Genomic DNA, 23,923 nt, shown 5'->3' with positions numbered 1-23,923 from the left:
GTAAAGATCGATCGCGGGGGCCCTGCGGAACAACCGCCGGGTTGACCTGTTTTTGCTCTGTATTGACTAGTTTTGCCGATTTTTCCGTAATTTTTGGTATATGAAGGTCCAACTCGAAAAAGTGGTGCCCGGGGAGGGGCAGAGTTTCCGGCTGTTCTCACCGAGTCTGCGGGATCATTTCTACTGGCATTATCATCCCGAATATGAGCTTGTATATGTGGAAGCGACGGCCGGGATCCGCCATGTCGGCTTGCATGTGTCGAGCTATATCGAGAGCGATCTTGTGCTTATCGGTCCGAATATCCCCCATTTGAATTTCGATTACGGATTGAAGACCGAATATCACCAGGTGGTGGTGCAGTTGGCGCCCGACTTTCTTGGCGATGCGTTGCAACATGCGCCGGAACTGGGCGGGGTGGAGAAGCTGTTTGCAAGGGCGGCTTACGGGTTATCGTTTGGCGGAGCCGTAAAGGAGCGGGTGGGTTCGGAATTGAAAGCCATGTTTGATCTTGGCCCATTTGAGCAACTGGTGGCTTTGCTGCGGATCTTTTACCAGCTGGCGGCGGAGAGGGTGGACGTGCTGCAGCTGAATGAGGAGCAAACGGGCGTAAAGAGCATGCTGACGGACAAGGTCCGGATGTCGTCGGTGTATGAGTATATTCATCGCCGTTATGACCAGGGACCGGACGTCAATGAGGTTGCGGCGCAGGTGCATTTGAGCACGGCGGCGTTCTGCCGGTATTTCAAACGGCAGACGAGGATGACCTTTACAGATTTTGTGAATCAATACCGGATCGGGCAGGCGAAGACGCTGCTGTTGCAGGGGCGGTCGGTGACCGAGGCGGCGTTCGAGGTCGGGTTAGAGAGTGTTTCCTATTTCAATAAATTGTTCCGGCTTCATGAGGGAATGAATCCTTCGGAGTTCAAGAAGCGTTATCGCGATCATTTTACCGGGTAAGTTTTTTCTTCCAGGTTCCAGCCGCGGACCGCGACCTGGGGTGTCACGCCGGGTTTTGGCGTGTAGTCCAGGGTGATGGTCTTTGCTTCACCGGGGAGTATGGAGACGTAGTTGTCGCTGTAGAAGACCGGCAGGAGGCGCTGTTTTGTTTTGGGGTCTATGAGAGATACCCGGTTGAAGAACGCCACGGCGCCACTGGCGGGATTTTTGAATATGACGGAGATGCGGGTCTTTTCCGTTTGAGTGGCGGTGACAGCGACAGCGCTGGCGGGCAGGTGCTGAAGGCCGCTGTAGACGCCGGTGCTGTCGGGGAGCCAATATAAGTTATCGCTGACGATCTTTTGGTTCAGGTCCAGCAGGCGGAGGGAGAGGAAGACCCCTTCTTTTGCCCGCAGGCGATCGAGCTGGTGACCGATGGGAATATAATTCTTGGCGACGGTCGGGCCAACCTCGAAGAACTGCTGGCTCTTCGACAGGGTCTTGCCATTCATATCCAGCACCTGTATTTGCATCATCAGATCGCGGACCGTACGGAAGGTATTGTTGGCGATCATGGTCATGCCGGTGACAGGGTCGTACATGATGTGCAGGGGTTCGCTGCCGCTGTGGAGGCCGTAGAGACAGGCGTTGGGATCGAGGTAATAGTCATACATCTGACCCCGGAGGGCGGTCCAGGGATTCTGGGTCTTCCAGATGATGGCGCCGGTGTACCAGTCCCACATGTGGGCGCTGAATCCTTCCATGAGGGCGCGGTACTGGTCGTAGTTGACTAATTGGGCTTTTTCCGTGAAGTCGCGGAGATCTTTTATAGGGCCATAGGCGTAGACGGAAGAGTCGTAGCCGATGTATTTGTGATAGTTGAAGACTTCGTCTTCAACTTGATGAGGGGCAGGTGCGACCAGGTGTTCTTTGGGAATGAAGCGCTCGAGGGATTCGATATCCCCCACACCGACGGAGCCGATCTCGGAGTTGAAGGGGAAGGTGCGCTTGCCCCAGAAAGTTCTTATATCCTGGATACCGTAGGGACCGTCGCCGTTGCCGCCGAGGTTGTTGAAGGACATGCTGTCCGAATTGGAGTAGTCGAAGAAGGTGCGGGTGCCGTCGAGCCGGGGAATGATCGAGTCCTTGAGCGCGGCGAAAATGTCGGTCGGCGGGGTGATCTCGTTGCCGCCGCACCAGAAGGCGAGGGAGGGATGGTTGCGGAGCATTTTGACCTGGTCGGCTGCGGAGCGGATGAACAGGTCATGGTCGTCGGGGTATTTTTTGCGGGTCCATTGATCCTCCTTCTTCATGGGGTCTTCCCAGCGACCGTTGCAGTCGCCGGAGTTCCAGAAGTCCTGGAAGACCAGCAGGCCATAGCGGTCGCAGGCGGCGTAGAATTCGGGACGTTCGGTAAGGGCGCCGCCCCAGACGCGGATGAGGTTGAGGTTCATGTCGCGGTGGAAGCGGACCTCGGCGTCGTAGCGTTCGGGGCTGAGGCGGAGGAGTTCGTCGGAGACGATGTAGTTGCCGCCTTTTATAAAGATCTTCTGGCCATTGACGGTCAGCTGCGCGCTGTGCGTCGTGGTGTTCCAGGTGGTAGAGAGCTCGCGGACGCCGAAGTCGAGGGGGATGGCGTCGGCATCGCGGTAGAGGCGTTTGCCGTTTTCGGCACTGGCCTCGGTCATTTCTTCGATGACAGACAGGCTTGTTTTGTACAGTGGCTGATCGCCGTAACCATTGGGCCACCAAATCCGCGGATGGCGGAGGATATGGAATGGAAGATGAACTTCTTTTATGGAATGTGGGGCGAGTTTGAAGCTGCCTATTGTGGAATCACCGTCGAGAACATAGTGCAACCAGCCGGAGACCGTATCGGCGCTCGTATTCTCCAGTTCCGCGCTGACGCGGAGGACCGCGGGGGCTTGTTGGGCGGCCGGCACATCCGGGAATCGGATACCGGAGACCTCGGTGATGATATGCGGGTTGCGGATACGCACGGCGCCGCTGTGATGGATCGTCACCTTGTCCCAGATACCGGTATTGCGGTCGCGGATGGGTTGGATCCAGTCCCAACCGGCGACATACTGGTGTGTGACGTTGCGGGCGATCTCGCCGTCGCCGCCCTGGCCGCCGTTGGGATTGCCGACGGGATCGGGAGGATAGACGAGGACGGCGAGCCGGTTGTCACCGTTGGCGGCGAGATATTTTGTGATGTTGTACGACTGGCGGAGGTACATGCCATAGTGGGTACGTTCGTTGACCTTGTGGCCATTCAGAAATATCTCGCAGGAGTAGTTGACGCCGCGAAGGTCGAGCCAGACCTGGTCCTTGCCCTGGTCTTTTGAAGCGGCTTCCTTGAAGTTCTTTACGAACCAGTAGGTATAGTGCTCGCGGCCGGCGGTATAGATGTCGGGGATCTTTTGGTTGTTGAGGCCATAAAAGGGATCGGGTTCGAGTTTATTATTGATGAGGCTCGTGAGAACCGTGCCCGGAACGGTGGCGTCGAGCCAGCCGGTGGTGGAGTACCCGGGTTGCGAGATCTTGTCGCCGCCTGCTTTGACCTTCCCGATGGCCTGGCATTTCCAGCCGGTGTTGAGTTCGTAGTCGTTCTGAGCGTAGAGCAGGCCGGAAACGGCCAACAAGAGAACGGTCAGCAAGGGGTATTTTCTCATCATGCGGTAAAGCTACAGGTTGATTTGTTTAGCACAAAGGCTTATTTTCGGTGCGCATTCCCAATTGATCTATGTATTTCGAAACCTTGAAAGGCATTCTGCGCGATGATCGCCGGCTACAGATATTGTTATTGGCTTCCCTTCTCGTTCAGATCATCCTTTGTTGGACGGCCGTGGGCATCTATCATCCCGATCAGTATTTTCAGATCATCGAATTCTCCTCGTGGCAGCTGCACCGGCCATCGGCTGCGGGACAGGTTTGGGAATTTGCGGCGCATCTGCGACCGACGTTGCAGGTGTATCTCTTCTCGGGTTATTCCTGGCTTTGCTCGGAGCTGGGGATGCACGATCCCTACTCCCAGCTGGGCCTGTTGCGGATGATCTTTGGTCTGTTGCTTTTTGTGCTGTTCAACGCAATGGCATTGTATTATTTCCAACGCGACCGGCGGGTGCTGTTCGGAGTGTTGCTGATCCTGAATTTTTCGTGGCTCCTTCCTTATACAAGAACGCTGTTCAGCAGCGAAATGCTTTCCTCCTTTTTATTCTTTGGAGGGGTCTTTGGTTATGATCTTTCCAATCGTAAGGACGGCAGAGGGTGGTGGGTGGCGCTGGCGACCGGGTTTGTTTTCAGCCTGGCCTTCTATGCCCGTTTCCAAACGGCTTTTGCCATTGCCGGATTCGGGGTGTGGATGCTGACGGTCCGCGAAGAACGGCGGCGGATGCTTCCCCTGGCGCTCGGATTCATCGCCGGAATGGGTTTGAATACCGTGCTTGACGCAGCCTTCTACCACGAGTGGGTTTTTACGCCCTATACCTATTACGAGGTGAATATCGTCGAAGGGAAGGCGGCGTCGATGGGGACCTCCTCGTTCCTGTTGTACGTCGGAGTGCTGGCCGCGGTGATCGTCACGCCGCCGCTGAGTCTCGTTTTGTTGTACGGGGGATTCAAGGAGGCGATTGTGCGCCAGCTTCGTCAACCGTTAACGCTGGCAGTGCTATTTTTTATCCTGGGGCATTGTCTTGTCGCGCATAAAGAGGAACGATTCCTTTTCCCGGTGCTGAACGTCCTTCCGTTGATCGTCGGCTGGGGTTTGCCCGGGCTGATCGATTGGTGGTGGCGGCAGCGGAAGGGCATGCGGCGGCTGTTTAACGGTCTTGCGTTGTTCAGCATTGGACTGAATGGGTTCCTGTTGGTGGTGCTGTTATATACGCCCTATTCACAGGCGCTTTATTTTACTGTTTTGCTGAAAGGTAAGTTTGCGGACCGGCCCGTGACGATCTGGACGGTCAACCGAACGCCGTTTGAGACGGAACACCGGTTGCCGTTCGTCTTTTACCGGGAGGCGGCGACGAATTTGCGGTTCCGTCGGCTGGGGCCGGAGGATTCCCTGCGGCTGATGCCCCGTGAGGCGGAGTATGTTGCGGGTACGTATGATCAGCTGAAGGGGCAGCTAAGGTGGCTGGATAGCCTGGGTTACCGGCGGGTGTTGTATTCTTCGAGGCTGTTATGGGGGATCGACGCCATTCTGGATTCGAAGGGGATCAATACGATCAATGATATCTGGGTATTGTACCGGAAGCGCTGAACTAGGGTTTGATCGCCGTATTGGGTTGGTAGTTGGAGTACCATTGGCCGAGGGTGGTGAGCTTGCCATCGGCGCCGATGAGGGCCGAGGACCAGAGCGTAGGATCGGTGGGAGAACCGGAGAACCAGGAATAGCGCTGGACGTAGGGAAGTGCGTCCAGCCTGGGCAGGAGGCGCTGCATGAAACCGAGCACATCGGCGGGGGAATATTGATTCGCGGAGGCAGATGTGGCGTTCCAGTCGGCGGTGGCGAATTCGGTGATCCAGATAGGGAGGTGGTATTTGTCATAGACGGTTTGCAGCGTTTGGACAAAAGCGTTGTCGTCCGTTCCGACATACATGTGTACGCAGATGAAGTCCACGCGCCTTTTTTCGGCGATGGCCGAGTCCATGAAATCATAAAACCATTGAAGGGTGGGCCAGGAAGTGGCGGGACTGCCGAGGGGCAGGCCGAGACCTTCCAATTTTGGCCAGTAGGCGAGGGCCTGCGACACGGTCATATTCGACTGATCCTGGCGATCGGGTTCGTTGAAGGCGATGATATTTTTGACGGTCCCCTGCGCTTTGGACTGCCGAGTGGCCGAGATGTTCGCATCGGTCATATTGCCGGGTCCCCAGAACATGGACACGAATTCGCAATTCTTCGGGGAGGGAAGCGGGACGAGCGTTCCCCAGGTGTAATACCAGAATGCCTTCAGATTGACCACATTTGTCTCGAAGTTTCCATACTGGGCATAAACGTTGAAATCGACCCCTTTTTTTGAGCTTGTGGCGGGCGACGAGGGGTTGGTCCCGGTAGTATCGGTACCGCCTCCCTCTTGGGATGGAGTGGAGTCCTTTTTACAGCTGCCTAGCAACAGTATGAGAACCAATGCAGAGGGTAGCAGGTACCGGGTCATTGCTTCATTATTGCAAGATTGGTGCCAACGAAGGCAACTTTTAACAGTTTTATCCGCGTTTCCATCGTGCTATGGATGCGCATATTCCTTTCCTTCAAAAGAAGGCCTTTTTCCTATTGACGATGGCTGTTATCGGCACAACGCTGTGCTCCTGGTTCAATCTCAATAGCTGTCTGATCATCGCGCTGGTGATCTTTCGGCTGGCCGATGGAGGTAGACCGCTCGAGGCCGTTCGCAGGGCTTTTTCCAACCGGTTCTTCCTGGCTTATTTCTCCCTTTTTGCGATAGAGGTGGCGGGGTTATTCTACACGCATGACCTTCGCACCGCTTTCAAGCACGTGGAGAGCAAGGCGACGCTTGTCGCCATCCCGTTCGTCTTTTGCAGCGGCGCCGTCATCGACCGGCAGGGGTTCCGGCAGCTGATGAAGGCGTATTGCCGGTTGCTCGTCGCGATCAGCATCCTTTGCCTGATGGTGGCTGGTTTCCGGCTTTGGGACACGGGACGGGCGGGGGTCTTCTTCTATCACGAGCTAACGGCAGTGATCGATCTCAACGCGGTATTTTTCTCGGGTTACGTGCTGATCGCGTTGATCTTTCTGCTGAGTCCGGAGGGGAATGGCGCTTTTCGCGGGGCAATGATCGCCCTTTTCACGGTGATGATGATCCTGCTGAATTCGAAATTGTTGCTGGCGGTGTTGACGGTGGTCTTTATCGTGTCGAAATCGGGATGGCGTGGGCTTCGGCTGAAGGCGCGACGGTCCATTGGCGTTGTCGAGCTGGTGATCGCCGGGGGCACTGCGCTGGCCGTCACGCACAACCCGGTCCAGCAGCGATACCGGGATATCCTGCATGATGACTGGCGGTATCTTGGTCAGCATCCGAACGACAGGCATGCTCACTTCAACGGGGTGTCGCTGCGGCTGCTCATGTGGGAATTCGCGGAGGAGATCGTCAACGAAAAGAACGCCTGGGTCATCGGCGTGAGCGCGGGCGACAGCCAGGACCTGTTGAACCGGAAATATCTTACTGCGGAGATGCGGTACCGGGGTTATAATTTCCACAATCAATTCGTCGAGACCTTTGTCCGTAGCGGGGTGATCGGGCTTTGCATCTTCCTTGCCGCCATCGGGCTGATGGTGGATCTCGCCCGACGAACGGGGACCAGGGCCGGCTGGCTGGTTCTCATTATGCTGCTGCTGCTTGCGCTGACCCAGTCGACGCTGGAGATGCAGCATTCGCTGTTCCTCTTTTGTTTTTTCCCGTTACTATTCTGTTTTGAGACTCTTCGCGGGGTTCATGCCCGCGGCGCGGAGCGCGTGATAGCTGACCGTCGCGAAGGCGAGGGCGACGACGCCGATGCCGGCCAGCGGGAAGACCCAGGCATGCACGGGGATGCGATAGGCGAAGCCTTGCAGCCATTTGTCGGTCGCTAGCCAGGCCAGTGGGCTGGCGATCACGATGGCGAGCAGGACCATTCCGAGGAAGGAGCGGCTGATCAACAGGCAGATGTTGAGCAGGTCTGCGCCGAGGACCTTGCGGATACCGATCTCTTTTGTCCGCTGGACCGTGCTGATGGCGGCCAGGCCGAAAAGGCCGAGGCAGGCCAGGAGGATGGCGAGGGTGGAAAAGAGCGTAAAGATGGTGGCGGTGCGTTGTTCCGCCAGGTATAGATTGTTGAAATCCTCGTCGAGGAAATGGTATTCGAAGGGGCGTACGGCGATATATTGTTTCCAGGTGGCTTGCAGCCGGTCGATCACTGCGGGAAGAGGAGTTCCGCCGAGGCGAAGCAGGAGGCAATGGATCTCGCCTGTATCGGCATAAATGAGGATCGGGCCGATGGGTTGATGCATGGAGGCGAAATGGAAGTCCTTTACCACCCCTCTTACCACGCCGTTCTGGTTATAACGGGTGATCGTTTTACCAAGGGCTTGTTCGGGGCTCCAGCCGATCTTTTTTGCAGCGGTCTCGTTGATGATGAAGGATAGCGTCCGGCTGCTGTCGGCGTTGATGGGCCTGTTGGCCGGCAGATCGGCCATGGTAAGATCGGCGCCCGCAATCAGCTGCATGTCCATTGTCCGTACGAAATTCAAATCAGCGGGAATGCAGTTGACAGGAAAGCGGATCGGGCCGTTGCCGTTATCGGTGGACAGCATGTCCGTCCAGCCGACCGAGGTGGGGACGCTGCTGGAGCCGGTGATCTGCCGTACTCCCGGCAGGCCCCCCATGGCCGTTCTCAAAGCGTTGTACTGGGCCATGTCGCGCCAGCTATAGGGGATCACGAGGACATGATCCCGATTGTAGCCCAGGTCTTTGTTCCGGATGAAACTCATTTGCTGGAGGATGACGACAGTGCTGATGATCAGGAAAAGGGAGATCACGAATTGCACGACGATGAGGGTCTGGCGCAGGCCGGTATTGCGGCCGGCGAGCCGGAAGCCGGACCGTAGGATGGTGATGAGTTTTGTACCGGAGAGAAGCAGGGCGGGGTAGGCGCCGGCCAAAAAGCCGATGGCCCCTGCCGCTGCGAAGATGGGGACAAGGGTCCCGGGCTGCAGGATGTCGCGGGCAAGCAGCTGCTTACCCGTCAACTGGTCGAAGGAGGGTAGCAACGCGATGCTGACCGCCAGTGCGAGGACCAGGGAGACGAAGGTGAGCAGCAGGGATTCACCGGCAAACTGTGAGAACAGCTGGCCGCGGGCGGCGCCCAGCACTTTGCGGATGCCGATCTCCCCGGTGCGGTTGGCCGACTGGGCGATGGTGAGGTTGGTATAATTGAAGCAGGCTACGACGAGGATCAGCAGGCCGATGGCCAGCAGGATATAGATGGTCGTTACGCTCCCGTTGGGTTCGAGTCCTTCATAGGCGGAATACAGGTGAACCCGGTGCAGCGGTTCCAGGTGATAGGAGAGGTATTCGTTGCCTTTCAATTCCGCCTGCTGTTTGACGGCCGGGGTCTGTGTATAGGCGTTGATCCGTTGTTCGAGAGCCGGCGCGTTCTTCGGGTCGTTCAGCAAGAGATAGGTGAACCAGTTGGCGTTGAACCAATTTTCCTCGGCGGCCTGGGGAAGCTCCGCGAAGTTGGCGACGAAATCAAACTGGATCTGGGAATTGCCAGGGGGGTCCTGCAGGACCCCGCCGATCGTATAGTCTTTGGTATAATCGATCCGCAGGGTTTTCCCCACGACATCCGTGGACCCGAAGTATTTGAGTGCAGACCGACGGGAGATGAACAGATGCTGGGGGCTTGCCAGGGTCTTCGGGTCGCCGGACAGCAGGGGAAAGGAGAATACGGACAGCAAGGGGGTATCGGCATAGATGAATTCCGACTCTTTGAAATTCTTGTCACCGGCTCCGACTGAGCGGGTATATTTTGCAAAGCGGACGAATTCGCGGACCTCCGGGAAGCTGCGTTTGAATTGGGGGCCAGGTTTGGTGCCGGTGTAGGCGACCGTCGACGAACGGCCCGGAGCCCCGAATTCCATGACGAGGCGGACGATGCGGTTGCCGTTTGCCTGGAAATTGTCGTAGCCCAGCTCATCGGCGATGAAGAGACCGATGAGGATGCACGAGGAGAGGCCGACGGTGAGACCGAGGATGTTGATGAAGGTGAAGCCCTTTTGCCGGATAAGCCGGCGGGCGGTTAGTTTGATAAAATTTCGGAGCATTCCTCAAATTAAGGAATATTTCCGATGCAACATTTATACGGGTGCGTACGACCCTTATGGCAAACCGGTCAATATGTTCAGAAATTACTTTGTCATCGCCTGGCGAACCCTGCTCAAGAGTAAATGGTATTCCCTGATCAATACCCTCGGGCTGTCCATCGGGATGGCCGTAGCCTTACTCATAGGCTTATGGATCTGGGATGAGGTGTCCTTTGACCATTATTACCCCAACCATGCGCGGGTGGTGCAGTTGATGACGACCCAAACCTTCAACGGGAATACCGGGACGGGTGACGCGGTGAGCCTGGCTGCCGCGTATGAACTGGAGAACAAATGGGGGGCCGACCTGCCCAAAGTAGCCCTTGCCAGCTGGAACTTCGAGCATATCCTCGCCGTCGGCGACAAGAAGATCACTGCGAGCGGCATGTATGTGCAGCCGGCTTTTACCGAGATCCTGCCGATGCGCATGATGAGCGGCCGGGGGAAAGACCTTGCCGACCCGAGCTCGCTGATACTGAGCCAGACCATGGCAAGGAGCCTGTTCGGTACGGAGGATGTTATGGGAAAAGTGATCCGGATCGACAACAGGGTGGATATGAAGGTGGCGGGCGTTTTCCAGGACCCGCCCCGCAATTCCAATTTTTATACCTCCAAATTCTATATGGGCTGGAGCCAATACCAGATCCAGGCCGAGTGGTTGAAAAGGAACGAATCCAACTGGGGCAACCATTCCTGGCAATGTTTTGCCCTGCTGGCGCCCAATACCACGGCTGCAATCGTAACGGCCAAGATAAAGGACCTGCCCAAACCTCATAATAAGGATGGGGACGAGCACCTGGTGCTGCAGCCGATGGACAATTTTCATTTGTACAGCGACTTTAAGAACGGCCAGGTGTCCGGCGGGCGGATCCGGTTTGTCTGGCTATTCGGCATCATTGGGGTCTTTGTGTTGTTGCTTGCCTGTATCAATTTCATGAACCTGTCTACGGCAAGGAGCGAAAAACGGGCAAAGGAAGTGGGGATACGGAAGACGGTGGGTTCTTTGCGGCAACAGCTGATCGGGCAGTTCCTGTGCGAGTCACTGGTAGTCGCTCTCCTAGCGCTTGTGCTGGCCATCGTTTGGGTCCTGATCTCGCTGCCTTTCTTCAATATCCTGTCCGACAAGGATATGCATCTGCCCTGGGCGCAGCCGCTGTTCTGGTTGCTGGTAGTTGGGTTCACTGTATTTACCGGGCTGGTGGCTGGGAGCTATCCCGCTTTTTACCTTTCGGGTTTTGAGCCGATCCGCGTGCTGAAAGGGACGTTCCGGGTGGGGAGGTATGCTTCCCTGCCGCGGAAGGTGCTTGTCGTGATCCAATTCACCGTTTCGGTGGCGCTCATCATCGGAACTATCCTCGTCTTCGAACAGATCAACTATGCCCGAAGCCGGCCGGTGGGCTATAGCCCGGAGGGATTGATCACGATCGACATGAACACGCCGGAGATAGCCGGCCACTATGATGCGTTGCGGGGAGACCTGCTGAGGACAGGGGCCGTCGTGGACATGTGTGAGTCATCGAGCCCGGCGACGGCGATCTATTCCAATCAAATAGGATTCAACTGGAAGGGGAAGGACCCGAATACCACTCCCTTGTTCGGAATCGTGGCCTGTACGCATGACTACGGCCGCACCCTGCGCTGGAACATCCTGGAAGGGCGGGACTATTCGCGGCAGTTCGTCACGGATAGCGGGGCGAAGGTGAGTGCCAATGTCGCCGGACGGCCCGATTCGGTGATCCAGTATGGTGGGGCGCTGATACTCAACGAAGCGGCCGTCAAGCTCACGGGACTGAAGCATGTGGTGGGCGAGATCTTCCAGTGGAACGACCAGCCCCATACCGTGGTCGGAGTGGTGAAGGATATGGTGATGGAGTCGCCTTATCAGCCCATCAAGCCGACCATCTTCTTCCTCGATTACAGCTGGACAAACAATATCACGGTCCGGCTGAACCCGCGAATGACGACGAGTGCGGCATTGGCGGCGATAGAACCCGTCTTCAAGCGATACAATCCCGGGAGTGGGTTTGAGTACAAGTTCGTCGATGAGGACTATGCCAAGAAATTCGATGATGAGAAGCGGATCGGGAGTTTGGCGACCGTTTTTGCGGTGCTGGCGATCTTTATCAGCTGCCTGGGACTTTTTGGACTCGCTTCCTTTGTGGCCGAACAACGGACCAAGGAGATCGGGGTGCGGAAGGTGCTGGGTGCTTCGCTGTTCCATGTTTGGAGGATGTTGTCGAAGGATTTTGTGGTGCTGGTGGTGATCTCCTGTGGGATCGCGATCCCCATTGCTTATTATTTCCTGCATCAATGGTTGCAGCAGTATGAGTACCGGGCGCCGATGTCGTGGTGGATCTTTGCGGCGGCGAGTGTGGGGGCGTTGGTGATCACCTTGTTTACGGTGAGCTGGCAGGCGGTGCGGGCGGGGTTGATGAATCCGGTCGGCGCGCTGCGTTCTGAGTAGCCCGCACCGCCTCTGGCGGAGCGAATGGCGACTTTCTGTATCTTCGCCCGCTATGGAACTACAACGGGTGTTGGAAATCCTTCAATGGGTGGCCGTTATCTTCGGCGTAGCGGAGGTGTTGCTGGCGTGGAAGAACAATATCCTGTTGTACCCGGCGGGGATACTCAGCACGGTGCTGACGATCTATATCTTCGCGAAATCGAAGCTGTATGCCGAGTCGGTGCTCAACGGGTATTATTTTGTAATGAGCGTATATGGGTGGTGGCACTGGCATAAGCGGCGGAATGAGCCGCCCTTGCCGATCGGCCGGACGAGCCGGTCCGAATGGGGCATCTCGGCGGTGATCGTGATCGGTGGATTCCTCCTTCAATACCTGATCCTAAAGCGATTTACCGATTCTCCTGTCCCGGCCTGGGATGCGTGGGTCAGTGCCACGGCCTGGGCCGGCACATGGTTGCTGGCGCGACGAAAGATCGAGAACTGGGTGTTGCTGAATATTTCGAATTTATTTGCGATCCCTTTATTGTTCTATAAGCAGCTGCCGCTGTACGCGGGGCTGACCATCATTTTGTTCGTGGTGGCATGTATCGGCTATTTTGAGTGGGCCAAACGATTTAAAGCACAGACGATATGATTTTGTTGCCATCACCTGGGAGCTTTTTGCCCGATGGCGCGCTTGAGCTGATCGGCTCGCATGCGGGTTCGGCCGAGGTGCAGGGGCATCTGATCGAGGAAGTGATCGATCTTGTTTACTACGAGGGCTGGTTTAAGATGATGGCGCCCAAGCGCCTGGGAGGAAAGGCGATGCCGCTGCCACAGGTGGTAAGATTGGAAGAGGGGTTGGCCTATGCAGACGGCTCGTTGGGCTGGGTAGTGACCCTTTGTAGCGGGGCAGGGTGGTTTGGTGGTTTTTTGCCCGCAGGGGTGTATGATGACCTGCTCAGCCATTGGCAGTTATGCATTGCCGGGAGCGGGTCGGCGACGGGGGAAGCGCATTTGGTTGATGGGAACTATTGGGTGAGCGGGAGCTGGGCCTATGCGTCGGGAGTCCCGTTTGCTACGGCCTATACCGCCAATTGTGTGCTTTGGCAGGATGGCTCTCCTGTTATTGACGAGGATGGCAGCCCCATGGTCCGGCCGATGCTTTTTTTCCCGGGAGAGGTGAAGGTGCGGGACGACTGGGATGCGATGGGGCTTGTGGCGACAGAGAGCTATGGATTTTCGGTGAAGGAATTGATCCTTCCGGCGGATCGGATGTTCGCGATCGAGCCGTCGGCGGCTGTGGATGCAGACCCGCTTTATCAATATCCTTTTTTGCCGTTGGCAGAGGTGACGCTGGCGGCAAATATTTCCGGGATGGCGCAGCATTTCGTGGATTGTTGTTCGACCTATTTTGACCGGCGGCCCATGCCCGAAGCGGTTGCGATGCTGGCCCGGGCACGTGCGGAGCTGGGTGCGCTACGCGCGGAATTCTACCGGGTGGTGGATCGGAGCTGGGAGGAGCGATCACCTGACTTGTATTCGGCGGTGGGCAGGGTCAGTCATGAAATGGTCGCGAAAGTCCGCGAATGGGTGAATACGCTGTATCCTTACGCGGGGTTGGGCGCCGCGGGGTACCATACAGAGATCAACCGGGTGTGGCGGGACCTGAACACAGCAGGGCAACACCCCCTCCTTGTATTTTAACCGTTCCGGACGGGCGGATTTTCCACGACCGAGAGGATATTTCCCGAAGGATCGGTAAACCAGGCGATGGTGGGGCCTTTTCCCGGACCGCCGCGCATGATCCCTTTTTCGTCTGTCTTTAGTTCACCTTCATTATAGTGTTCGAATTTTACCCCGGCGGTGACGAGTGCATCGACGGCGGCGTCCACGCTGATTACTTTCAGATTGAGTACTGTAAAAGTGGCAGGCTGGTGGTTCGGTTTTGGGTAAAGGAAGACGCTGTAATCCTTTGTGACCTGGACGTTGAGCCCTTCGGGGGTTTGGGTCACCGGGAAGCCCAATGTTCCCTCGTAGAATTTCTTCGCCTTTTCAAGGTCGTTGACCGAATAGCTGCTGAATACGTTTGTGAAGACGAGCATAAAATGAGGTTTTATCTTGTTCTGTGCTGCGAAAGCCGTGCCCGGACACGAAAAAGGTACAAAAATGTGATAATTCTTAACAGCGGGCTGCTGCGGCAATCCCGAATTTTGCTGTTAAAATAGCGGGATTATGAATACAAAAATGTCGATTGCGGCGGGATTAGCCGGAGTGGCTGTGCTTGTTGGGGTTGTTCTGGGATTCAAGGAGCGCGACGTGGAACCTGCGAAGGGCTTTGCGGTGGTGGAGCTGTTCACGTCCGAAGGATGCAGCAGTTGTCCGCCGGCGGATGCGCTGGTAGCCGCAGTGCAGAAGCAGGATAAGGATCTGCCGGTGTATGTGCTGGCCTTCCATGTGGATTATTGGGACCGGTTGGGATGGAAGGATGCATTCAGCGATGCCAGGTATTCCGAACGGCAGAAGGAATATGCCGAATGGCTCCATCTTTCTTCGATCTATACGCCGCAGGTGGTCGTCAACGGGCAGAAGGAGTTTGTCGGTTCAGATGCCGGGGCGCTGCGCCGGGCGATCAGTAACGGATTAGAGGCAGCACCGGCAGCACAATTAACGCTTAGCGATGTGCGTCTCAGCGGGGGAAAGCTCGGCTGGCAGGCACATGCGAATGGGGCAGGGGCCGGAGGTAATTTGCGGCTGGTGGTAGCCGTAGTGGAACACGATGCCAGCACCCGTGTGTTATCGGGCGAGAATGGAGGTAAGACGCTGTCTCATGTGCAGATCGTCCGCGGATTTGACCGGGTGGCGTTGAACGGAAAGGGCGATGCGGCGGGGCGGCTGGACTTTCCGGAGGGCGTGAGCGCATCCGGCGGGGAGCTGATCGCGTTTCTGCAGGATGCTCAAAATGGCAAGATCGTGGCGGCGACCCGGTCGGCTGTTGCGCCCTAAGTGACTTTATTACTGACCGTTAGTGCAAGCTCCCAGCAGGATGGTACCAGCTGGGAGCTTTTTTGCTAAAATTTCTTTTTTCGAAAAGAAGAAACCGATATATTTGTTAATCGGTGGTTATCGTACGCTAACTGATCACTGCAACAACCAAAACTACTACACACAATGAAAAATGCCAACCGCACCGGCCATCGGCCTGTTGCGTCCAACCACTCCCCTCCCATTTAATCACTCCATATCAATCACCGCTGAGTTGAGTCAGCGATAAATCTCATTTACCATGCGTGTCCCCCGGGGGACCAGGGGGCTCATTGCCTTTTTTTATTGCCTTTTACCAAAACAACTTCAATTATGAGAAAACTACTCGAGATCAAATGGTTTGTTCTCCTGGGTTTGCTGACACTGACCTGCCAGGTCATGGCGCAGACCCGAACCATCACCGGTAAGGTGACGGATGCCGCAGAGAATCCTATCGCCAACGTATCGGTTGTGGCGAAGGGAACGCGTAGCGGCACCACTACGGGACCGGACGGCAGCTTTACGCTGAAAGTCCCGGCAACTGCGAAAGTACTCGTCATTTCCGGCGTCGGGTATGCGCCGATGGAATTCGACATCGTGAATAAGGAAACGATAAAGGCTACGCTGACGGCCTCCGATAAGAGTCTGCAGGACGTGGTGGTAGTCGGTTATGGAACGCAGCAGCGGATAGCGTTTACAGGTTCGGCGGCAAAGGTCGACGCCTCCAAGTTCTCTTCGCAGCTGGCGGTTTCCTTTGACAAGCAGTTGGCGGGTCGTGCACCTGGGGTGCAGGTGACGAACGCCGGTGGTCTTGTCAATACGCCGGCTACGATCCGTATCCGGGGTACTGCATCCATTTCCGGGAATAATGACCCATTGATCGTCGTGGATGGGATACCCATTACGACGGGTAACCTGGCGGGGACGACGAACTCCAACTTGCTCGGGGATATCAACCCGGCCGATATCGAGAGCATGGATATCCTGAAGGACGGATCGGCAACGGCGATCTATGGTTCCCGCGCGGCTGCGGGGGTCGTCGTGATCACGACTAAGAAAGGGACCCGGGGCAAAGCGAGGATCAGCTATGATGGAACGATGGGTTGGAGCAACCCGTTGAAGAAGTTCAGCCTGCTGAACAAGTGGCAATTCGAGACGATCGCCAATGAAAAACTGGCTAATGCCGGTCTTGCGCCGCAGGCAGGGACCAACGCTGCAGCCGATACTTCCAATACTGACTGGCAGAACCAGGTGATGCTCAAGAATGCGGGCGCGACCAGCCAGACTCTTTCGGTGTCCGGGGGTGCAGAGAAGCTGGCCTACTATTTCTCCGTCAACTATTCCTTCAACCGCGGGATCATCCTGAGCAATTACAACCGGGCCTACCGCGTCCGGTCGAATATCGATTATGAGGTCAACAAGTTCGTAAAGATCGGGAACAGCCTGGCGATCTCCCGGCAGGAAAATGGAGATCAGAACAACGGCTCCAACGGGCTTGGTGGTGCGATTGCCTCTTCCCTGCGGCTGCTGCCCAATGTTTCGCCGTACAGCGCGGCCGGTTATGGCGGGTATAATATCGGGTATCCCACCAACAACCTGATGACTGCCGGCCCCAATGGAAAGACGATCGATGACAACTTCTTCAATGTGGCCTGGACCATCCGGAATGACCGGCTCTATGGCGACGATTACCGGATCATCGACAATGCCTATATCGAGGTATCGCCGGTGAAAGGGCTGAAGCTGCATTCGCAGGCGGGTGTCGATCTGTACACGGACTACGCCTTCCAGGGTCTGAATGCCTTTCATGGGGACGGGTTCAGCACCAATGGGTCTACGTTCAACGAGTCGCTGAATATCCTGAACCTGATCTGGTCCAGCTACGGCACCTATAACCTGAAGGCCGGGAACCATAATTTCACCGTTACCGGCGGTTATGACGTGCAGAAGACCACGAATAAATTCTTTACCGCCAATGGATCCCAATTGTCTGACGCCTTCTATAGCCAGAAGAACGTCATCAGCGGCGCCGCCTCGATCCAGACAATCGGAGGAAATTACACGAACACCGGATTCCTTTCCTCCTTCGGCCGGTTCAACTACGATTTCGGGAGCAAGTATTTCGCGCAGGCGTCCGTCCGGCGGGATGGGCAGAGCGCGCTTGCGCCTGGCCGCCGTTATGGTACCTTCCCCGGCTTTTCCGTTGGCTGGCGTCCTTCGCAGGAGGCGTTCTGGCGCGGCTTCCTGTCCACCTGGATCCCTGAGGCAAAGATCAAGGGTAGCTACGCTAAGGTGGGTAACACCCTTACCGGTTTTCCATACCTGACCAATTTCGGCAATACGCCTTATGGCAACGTGAGTGGCCTCGGTGCTACCGGCGTGGGCAACCCGCTGTTGCAATGGGAGACCAGTAAGAAATGGGATGCGGGCATCGAGCTGGGTATCTATAGGAACCGGTTCAACTTCACCGCCGACTATTTCCTGAATGACATCAATAACCTGGTATTGGCGGTGCCTACTCCGCTCTCCGCGGGTATCCCTACACCAGCCGGCACTTCGACCACGAGCGGAGGCACGATCTCGCAGAATATCGGCACCCTCAACAACCGGGGGATCGAGCTGTCCTTTGGCGGCAACATTATCCAGCACAAGGATTTTGTCTGGAATTTTTCCGTCAACTATTCTCATGTAGCCAACAAGATCACGAATCTTTACCCGATCGGCGGGGTGCCAACGAAGACCCTTACGGACGGCAACTACAATCTGATCCGCGTGAATGATCCGATCCATATCATCTGGGGTTACCGGTCCGCGGGTGTCAATACCCAGAACGGGAACCCAATGTTCTACAAAGCTGATGGCAGCCTCGTGCAGGTAAATCTGACGCCTGGAGCGAATGCGGGTGTCATCTATGCGGCCAGCAGCAAGACCGATGGTGCGCTGGGCGCGAAGTCGTCGCTTGCTTCGACGGATATGACCAAGCTTGGCAATGGCGTTCCCACCTGGTTTGGCGGCATCTTCAACTCCTTTACCTATAAGGGCATCGGGCTGGAGTTCATGTTGCGTTACTCGGGCGGCAACAAGATCATGAATGTCACCCGGCAGGATGTGCTGTTCAATATGAAGTTCCAGAACAACGGCGCAGAGATACTCAATCGCTGGACGCATGCCGGCCAGGTCACCGATGTGCCGAAGGTCATGTATGGCCAGGACGCCAATATCAGCCAGTCGAATATCGGCAACTCCCGGTTCGTCGAGGATGGGAAGTATCTGAAGCTGCAAAACGTCATCCTGTCCTACACGCTGGATCCCAAGCTGCTCAGCTGGAGCAACGGGAATATCCGTTCGGTCAAGGCCTTTGTCCAGGGGCAGAACCTGCATACCTGGTCGAAGTATAAGGGGGCCGATCCCGAGAATATCAGCGCCCTCGGCGTGGACAACGCCGTATCGCCGCAGATCAAGAGCGTGTCGGTTGGCTTATCGGTAGGCTTCTAACATTCGTAACATCATCAATCAATGAATCATGAAGAAAACAATCATCATAGGATCACTGGCCATCACGGCGCTTTCCGGCTGTAAGAAAGTGCTGGATACGGCGCCCAACAATTCTATCACTTCCAGCACCGCATTCTCCACCGCGGCGCGCGTCGATCTATCCCTCAACGGGGTATATGATTTCGCGCAGAGCGGGCGGTATACCGACGGGTCGCTGCGCGGTTATCCGTTCGGCGCCGCCAATATCGAACAGGGGGATATGCGGGGGGAGGATATGGTGAATATTGCGACCTTTTACCAGATCGTCTACCAGAACACGCAAAACTCCTCCTCCCCCAATGTCATTGGGCTTTGGAAGGGTCTGTACCAGCTGATCGATGGCGCCAATGTCTGTATCGCGGGTTTGCAGGGCGCTTTGAAGAACAAGGTCATCACCGATGCGACTGCCACGCAATATACAGCCGAATGCCGGTTTCTCCGGGCGATGGCGCATCATGAGGCGCTGATCCATTTTGCCCGGCCCTATTCCGACGGCGGCGGTCAGAGTGCCGGTGTACCCTGGCGGGACTCGGCGATCGCTTCCAGTACGGCAGTAGCGGCGATCTATACCAAGCCCCGGATGCGGGTGGACAGTGTCTATGGAAAGATCCTGGCCGACCTGGATTTTGCCGAGGCCAACCTGCCGGCGACGAATACGGTGTACCGCGCCACTAAGGCGGCGGCCATCGCCCTCAAGATGCGGGTGAAGATGCATATGGGCGACTGGGCAGGCGTGATCGCCGAGGGTAACAAGATCATTTCCGCGAGCGCTCCTTTCACCAGCCCCATTGGCGGCTGGACGCTGGACGCCAACCCCGATGATCCGTTCAAGCTGGGCAACTACAGCACCAAGGAAAGCATCTTTTCCATCAAGAACGACGCATTGGACAATCCCGGTGTGAATGCTGCAATTTCTACCATGTTCGCGCCTTCCGATCACAAGGGGCGCGGGCTGATCGTCATATCGCCGGTGATCTATAACGACCCGAGATGGCTTTGCGACGACAAGCGCAGATCGGCGCTGGTCAGCAAGGGAACCGATGCCAACGGCAACCAGAGCCTGTTCATCTACAAATACCGCGACAGCGTCGGGCTTGGCGATTATGCCCCGCAGATCCGCTATGCCGAAGTGTTGCTGACCATGTCCGAGGCCGTGGCAAGAAGCGCCGGCGGCGTATCTCAGCAGGCGATCGATCTGCTCAATGCCGTCCGGAACCGGTCCCTGGGGCTGTTGACGGAAGCTTATACGGCGGCCAGCTTTGCCACCCAGACCGACCTGGTAAAGGCCATCCTGTTTGAAAGAAGGGTGGAATTCCTGGGTGAGGGCAAGCGCTGGGCAGACATCCACCGGTTGAGCCCAGACCCGGTGTACGGACCAGGGGGAATACCCGCGAAAGCCCTGAACCAGTCAGTAAAACCGATCACTACCTTCAGCTGTGGCACGGGGTATACGCCGGGACAGGGTGCGGTCCCTTATTCCGACTTCCGGTTCATCTGGCCGATCCCGCTGACGGAGATCCAGCAGAACCCGATCATCGCTCAGAATCCGCAATATTAGGAGCCTGACCGATCAAAATACAGAGGGTGTCCCGGTCGACGGGACACCCTTTTTTTGTTTTCTCATGTGTAGGAGCCTGTGGGGCGTTAATAAATTTACAGGATTGCCCTGTAAAAAACCGGCATTCGTTAAAAAAATGCGGGTTTACTGCCCGATTTATTGCTTCTCGTCAATGATCTGCGGCGGCAGGGTTACCTGGCGACCCACGGATTTTACCTATATTTAGTTATATTAAATCATATGCTATGATCCGTAATTACTTCAAGACCGCCTGGAGGAATATCCTTCGGAATAAGCTGTATTCAGGTATCAATGTGCTGGGACTGACCATTGGCCTGGCGGTGGGAATGCTGATCCTGCTGTGGGTGCAGGACGAATCCAGTTATGACGGTTTTCATCACAGGGCGGCAAATATCTACCGGGTGAATTCCGCGGCAGGAAAAGGGTCTTTGCGGGTTTTGTATGAAACGACCCCGGCGGCCGTGGCGGCCGCCGCGTTGAAAGAGATCCCCGGGGTGGTCAATGCGGTACGGACCTTTCCCGACTGGCGATACAGTATATTTAGCTATGGCGACAAGCTGTTCGAACAGCCGGTGGCCATCTATGCGGATTCCAATCTTTTACAGATGCTGGATTTCCGGCTGGTTGCGGGGGATGCGCGACAGTTGTGGCCCAACCTTCAATCCGTCGTGATCACGGAATCGACGGCCAGGAAATATTTTGGCGGGGCGGACCCCATGGGGAAGATGATCATGGGTGACCATAAAGACCCATTTGTCGTCAGCGGCGTGCTGGCGGATTTCCCGGACAATTCTTCGATCAAGGCGGATCTCCTGTTCCCGATCGCCACGTTCCGGGGGGATTACAATGGGACCGGCTATTGGCCCACGCTGGAATCCGACTGGGGGAATTTCGGCTATCTCACCTTGCTGGAGCTGCAGCCGGGAGTATCTCCAAAGGAGGTCGGCGGGAAGCTGCTTGCCGTACAGATGCGACAGGCGCCGCAAATAAAGGCCTCGGCCGCCGAAATGGGCTTCGAGCTGCAACCCCTGAACCAGATCCATCTCCGCAAAGCGGATGGAAGCGCCCCTTTGCTGCAAACGGTGCGCATCTTCGAATGGATCGCCGTATTCATCCTGCTGATCGCGAGCATCAATTACGTCAACCTTTCGACGGCCCGGGCCATGTTGCGGGCGCGGGAGGTGGGGGTGCGGAAGATCATGGGCGCGGCGAAGCGGCAGCTGTTTACGCAGTTTGTGATCGAGACGGCGATGTTTTATCTCGTGTCGCTGCTGCTGGCCTTCGGATTGATCTTTTTGGTGACCCCTGCCTACAACTCGTTTGCGTACAAACATTTTCGGTTGGATATCACCGATACATCCCTTTGGAAGGTCGTGGCCACGACCGGGGTTGGCGTGTTGCTGGCGTCGGCGGTGTACCCGGCCCTGCTGCTCAGCGCCTTCGAGCCGCTGAGGGCTTTGAAGGGTAAGATCATGCAGGGGGTGGGCAATGTCGCATTCCGGAAATTGCTGGTGACGACGCAATTTGTCTTTTCCGTGGGGTTGATCATCGGGACCCTGGTGATTGACCGGCAGCTGAGCTTTGTCCGGGAGCGCGACCCGGGCTATAACCGGAGCCAGGTGTTCACCTTCTACGGCCTAAAGATGCGCGATCATTCCCGGGCTGTATCGGATCAGTTGCGGAAAGAACCGGCGATAAAGGAAGTGTCGGTGGCCAATGACGAGTTGGTCGACGTGCACAATTCCACCGGCGATAACGACTGGGACGGCAAACCCGCCAACAGCATGTTCATCATCAACCTGCTGAATATCGACGAGCATTTTCTGCCGATGATGAAGATGTCGCTCGAGGCCGGCGAGAATTTCAGCGGCCGGCCGGTGGACAGCATTCATTATATTCTCAACGAAACGGCCGTGCGGCAGATGGGGATCACACATCCGGTAGGGAAGCGGTTCAGGGTGAATGATAAGAACGGGACCATCATCGGGGTGGTCAAAGACTTCAATTTTGCATCGCTGCATACGGCCATCGGCCCAATGGTGTTACGGTACCGGCCTACCGGCGGGGTCTTCTATGTGAAAACGGCAGGCCATGGCGCCTCGCGGGCGATCGCTGCTGCACAGAAGCTCTGGCGGCAATACAATCCGGGGATGCCGTTTGATTACAACTTCCTCGATGGCAGCTATGAAGAAATGTACCGGTCGGATATGCAAACCGGCGATCTTTTCACCGGGTTTGCGGGCATTGCGATCTTTCTTTCCTGCCTCGGGCTATTCGGGCTGGCGACGTATACGGCGCAGGTGCGTACCCGGGAGATCGGGATCCGAAAAGTGTTGGGCGCCAGCGTGACCAGCATTGTCGCCCTTCTTTCGCGGGATTTCCTGTGGCTGGTGTTGATCGCCATCGTCATTGCCAGCCCGCTGGCGGCATGGGGGATGGACCGGTGGTTACAGGATTTCGTCTACCGGACCGATGTGGCCTGGTGGGTCTTTGCGGTGGCGGGCGGTGCGGCGCTTGGGTTCGCGTTGCTGACGATCGGGTGGCGGGCAGTGCGGGCGGCGTTGGCGAATCCGGTCGACTCGTTGCGAGCGGAGTAAAGATCCTTCAAACCGCCATGGCGACGCTGATGATCCCGAAGGTCGAATGCGTCAGGCTTTTTCGGTCTCGTACTGGGTCGAAAGCGTGAGGCCTTTCCATTTCTCTATGAGCTCTTCCAGGTGACGCATCTTTGCAGTAGCGCGGTTGTAGGCGTCGCTGCCGAGGAACAAAAGGGTCGGGGGTTCGGGGGAGTCCGCGATTTCGATGAGGGCTTCCGCTGCTTTTACCGGATCGCCCGGCTGCTTCCCGTCGATGGACAGGTAGCGGGCGTGGGAGGCGCGGATGTCGGAATAGTCGGCGATCTGCGTGTCGCCGAGGACCAGGGATTCGCGGGTGAGGAACTGGGTGCGGAAGGCACCGGGCGCTACCGCTGTCACGTGGATGCCCAGGGGCCGGAGATCCTGCGCGAGCACGTCGGAGAGGCCGATGAGGGCGTGTTTGGATGCGGCGTAGACCGACCAGCCGAGAACGCCCGCAAAGCCGGCGATCGAGGAGATATTGATGATATGGCCGGAGCGTTGCGCCCGCAGGTAGGGCATTACTTTCTTTATGACGGTGATGGGGGCGAACAGGTTGACCTCGAAATTATCCTTGATCTCGCCGAGGCTAAGCTCTTCCAGCGCGCCGCCGATGCCATAGCCGGCGTTATTGACGACGACGTCGATGCGGCCGAATACCTCCCAGGTAGTAAGGAGGGCTCCTTCTACCGAGGCTTCGTCGGAGAGATCGACCTCGAGCGGGAGGAACTGGTCGGCGGGAGCGGAATCCACGGCCGCCTCCAATGTTTCCAGAGTGCGGGTAGTGGCGGCCACCTGGTGGCCTTCGGCGATGAGCTTGTTGACGAGCGTGAGACCCAATCCTTTCGATGCGCCGGTGATGAACCATACTTTCTTTTCCATAGTCATTGATTTTTCTACGGCAAAGGTAGGGTCGCCGCCGGCGGGT

14 protein-coding genes and 1 pseudogene are annotated in these 23,923 nt (G+C 56.6%); 10 read left to right on the top strand and 5 right to left on the bottom strand.

Features of this window, described 5'->3' with window-relative positions:
* Window positions 1-100 precede the first annotated feature (100 nt).
* Complete coding sequence (locus VHE34_RS00340; protein ID WP_325583380.1) at window positions 101-958, top strand: AraC family transcriptional regulator; 858 nt, start codon at window positions 101-103, stop codon at window positions 956-958.
* Here the strand turns inward: VHE34_RS00340 and VHE34_RS00335 are convergent.
* Window positions 943-3,615, bottom strand: coding sequence for a glycoside hydrolase family 2 protein (locus VHE34_RS00335; protein ID WP_325583378.1), 2,673 nt, complete (start codon window positions 3,613-3,615; stop codon window positions 943-945). The genes VHE34_RS00340 and VHE34_RS00335 overlap by 16 nt on opposite strands.
* 68 nt (window positions 3,616-3,683) lie before the next feature.
* On the opposite strand from VHE34_RS00335, the gene VHE34_RS00330 reads away from it, so the two are divergent.
* Complete coding sequence (locus VHE34_RS00330) at window positions 3,684-5,198, top strand: hypothetical protein (RefSeq protein ID WP_325583376.1); 1,515 nt, start codon at window positions 3,684-3,686, stop codon at window positions 5,196-5,198.
* 1 nt (window position 5,199) lies between these two features.
* Here the strand turns inward: VHE34_RS00330 and VHE34_RS00325 are convergent, their stop codons facing one another.
* Window positions 5,200-6,096 (bottom strand): glycosyl hydrolase, encoded by an 897-nt coding sequence (locus VHE34_RS00325; RefSeq protein WP_325583373.1) that lies wholly within the window; start codon window positions 6,094-6,096, stop codon window positions 5,200-5,202.
* A 71-nt stretch (window positions 6,097-6,167) separates the two neighbouring features.
* On the opposite strand from VHE34_RS00325, the pseudogene VHE34_RS00320 reads away from it, so the two are divergent.
* Window positions 6,168-7,202, top strand: a pseudogene (locus VHE34_RS00320) (O-antigen ligase family protein); the annotation flags it as partial.
* A gap of 159 nt (window positions 7,203-7,361) precedes the next feature.
* Here VHE34_RS00320 and VHE34_RS00315 read toward each other — a convergent pair.
* On the bottom strand, window positions 7,362-9,761 hold the full coding sequence (locus tag VHE34_RS00315) for an ABC transporter permease (protein WP_325583371.1): 2,400 nt from the start codon (window positions 9,759-9,761) through the stop codon (window positions 7,362-7,364).
* A gap of 73 nt (window positions 9,762-9,834) precedes the next feature.
* Here VHE34_RS00315 and VHE34_RS00310 point away from each other — a divergent pair, with 73 nt between their 5' ends.
* The 3 genes from VHE34_RS00310 to VHE34_RS00300 are packed head-to-tail and all read left to right on the top strand — an operon-like array spanning window position 9,835 to window position 13,950.
* A complete protein-coding gene (locus VHE34_RS00310) occupies window positions 9,835-12,264 on the top strand; it encodes an ABC transporter permease (RefSeq protein ID WP_325583369.1) in 2,430 nt (809 codons plus the stop codon).
* Between the two features lie 52 nt (window positions 12,265-12,316).
* Window positions 12,317-12,898 (top strand): nicotinamide riboside transporter PnuC, encoded by a 582-nt coding sequence (pnuC, locus tag VHE34_RS00305; RefSeq protein ID WP_325583367.1) that lies wholly within the window; start codon window positions 12,317-12,319, stop codon window positions 12,896-12,898.
* Entirely contained in the window at window positions 12,895-13,950 is a 1,056-nt protein-coding gene (locus VHE34_RS00300; RefSeq protein WP_325583365.1) for an acyl-CoA dehydrogenase, read from the top strand. Before pnuC ends, VHE34_RS00300 begins: the two co-directional genes overlap by 4 nt.
* Here the strand turns inward: VHE34_RS00300 and VHE34_RS00295 are convergent.
* Window positions 13,947-14,348, bottom strand: coding sequence for a VOC family protein (locus VHE34_RS00295; RefSeq protein WP_325583363.1), 402 nt, complete (start codon window positions 14,346-14,348; stop codon window positions 13,947-13,949). The genes VHE34_RS00300 and VHE34_RS00295 overlap by 4 nt on opposite strands.
* Window positions 14,349-14,478: 130 nt before the next feature.
* Between VHE34_RS00295 and VHE34_RS00290 the strand changes: the two genes are divergently transcribed.
* The 4 genes from VHE34_RS00290 (at window position 14,479) to VHE34_RS00275 (ending at window position 22,977) form a co-directional block, all read left to right on the top strand.
* Window positions 14,479-15,249 carry a DUF1223 domain-containing protein gene (locus VHE34_RS00290; protein ID WP_325583361.1) on the top strand — a complete coding sequence of 257 codons (771 nt, stop codon included), beginning with the start codon at window positions 14,479-14,481 and terminating at the stop codon, window positions 15,247-15,249.
* 351 nt (window positions 15,250-15,600) lie between these two features.
* A complete protein-coding gene (locus VHE34_RS00285; RefSeq protein WP_325583359.1) occupies window positions 15,601-18,762 on the top strand; it encodes a SusC/RagA family TonB-linked outer membrane protein in 3,162 nt (1,053 codons plus the stop codon).
* Between the two features lie 28 nt (window positions 18,763-18,790).
* Complete coding sequence (locus VHE34_RS00280; RefSeq protein ID WP_325583357.1) at window positions 18,791-20,359, top strand: RagB/SusD family nutrient uptake outer membrane protein; 1,569 nt, start codon at window positions 18,791-18,793, stop codon at window positions 20,357-20,359.
* A gap of 245 nt (window positions 20,360-20,604) precedes the next feature.
* Complete coding sequence (locus VHE34_RS00275) at window positions 20,605-22,977, top strand: ABC transporter permease (protein ID WP_325583355.1); 2,373 nt, start codon at window positions 20,605-20,607, stop codon at window positions 22,975-22,977.
* Window positions 22,978-23,028: 51 nt separating this feature from the next.
* Here VHE34_RS00275 and VHE34_RS00270 read toward each other — a convergent pair whose 3' ends face one another.
* Window positions 23,029-23,877: an SDR family NAD(P)-dependent oxidoreductase gene (locus tag VHE34_RS00270; protein ID WP_325583353.1), complete on the bottom strand. Its 849-nt coding sequence runs from the start codon at window positions 23,875-23,877 to the stop codon at window positions 23,029-23,031.
* Between the last annotated feature and the right edge of the window lie 46 nt (window positions 23,878-23,923).

It is taken from the genome of Puia sp. (assembly GCF_035546395.1).
GTDB lineage: Bacteria > Bacteroidota > Bacteroidia > Chitinophagales > Chitinophagaceae > Puia.
Note: the sequence above shows the minus strand (reverse complement) of the source record. Positions and strands in the feature narration are given on the sequence as shown.

Bases quoted from the DNA above. Each gene is read 5' to 3' on its own strand.
- VHE34_RS00340 (WP_325583380.1), top strand. From the start codon at position 101: ATGAAGGTCCAACTCGAAAAAGTGGTGCCCGGGGAGGGGCAGAGTTTC.
- VHE34_RS00280 (WP_325583357.1), top strand. From the start codon at position 18,791: ATGAAGAAAACAATCATCATAGGATCACTGGCCATCACGGCGCTTTCC.
- VHE34_RS00315 (WP_325583371.1), bottom strand. From the start codon at position 9,761: ATGCTCCGAAATTTTATCAAACTAACCGCCCGCCGGCTTATCCGGCAA.
- VHE34_RS00310 (WP_325583369.1), top strand. From the start codon at position 9,835: ATGTTCAGAAATTACTTTGTCATCGCCTGGCGAACCCTGCTCAAGAGT.
- VHE34_RS00275 (WP_325583355.1), top strand. From the start codon at position 20,605: ATGATCCGTAATTACTTCAAGACCGCCTGGAGGAATATCCTTCGGAAT.
- VHE34_RS00330 (WP_325583376.1), top strand. From the start codon at position 3,684: ATGTATTTCGAAACCTTGAAAGGCATTCTGCGCGATGATCGCCGGCTA.
- VHE34_RS00290 (WP_325583361.1), top strand. From the start codon at position 14,479: ATGAATACAAAAATGTCGATTGCGGCGGGATTAGCCGGAGTGGCTGTG.
- pnuC (WP_325583367.1), top strand. From the start codon at position 12,317: ATGGAACTACAACGGGTGTTGGAAATCCTTCAATGGGTGGCCGTTATC.
- VHE34_RS00285 (WP_325583359.1), top strand. From the start codon at position 15,601: ATGAGAAAACTACTCGAGATCAAATGGTTTGTTCTCCTGGGTTTGCTG.
- VHE34_RS00335 (WP_325583378.1), bottom strand. From the start codon at position 3,615: ATGATGAGAAAATACCCCTTGCTGACCGTTCTCTTGTTGGCCGTTTCC.
- VHE34_RS00295 (WP_325583363.1), bottom strand. From the start codon at position 14,348: ATGCTCGTCTTCACAAACGTATTCAGCAGCTATTCGGTCAACGACCTT.
- VHE34_RS00270 (WP_325583353.1), bottom strand. From the start codon at position 23,877: ATGGAAAAGAAAGTATGGTTCATCACCGGCGCATCGAAAGGATTGGGT.
- VHE34_RS00300 (WP_325583365.1), top strand. From the start codon at position 12,895: ATGATTTTGTTGCCATCACCTGGGAGCTTTTTGCCCGATGGCGCGCTT.
- VHE34_RS00325 (WP_325583373.1), bottom strand. From the start codon at position 6,096: ATGACCCGGTACCTGCTACCCTCTGCATTGGTTCTCATACTGTTGCTA.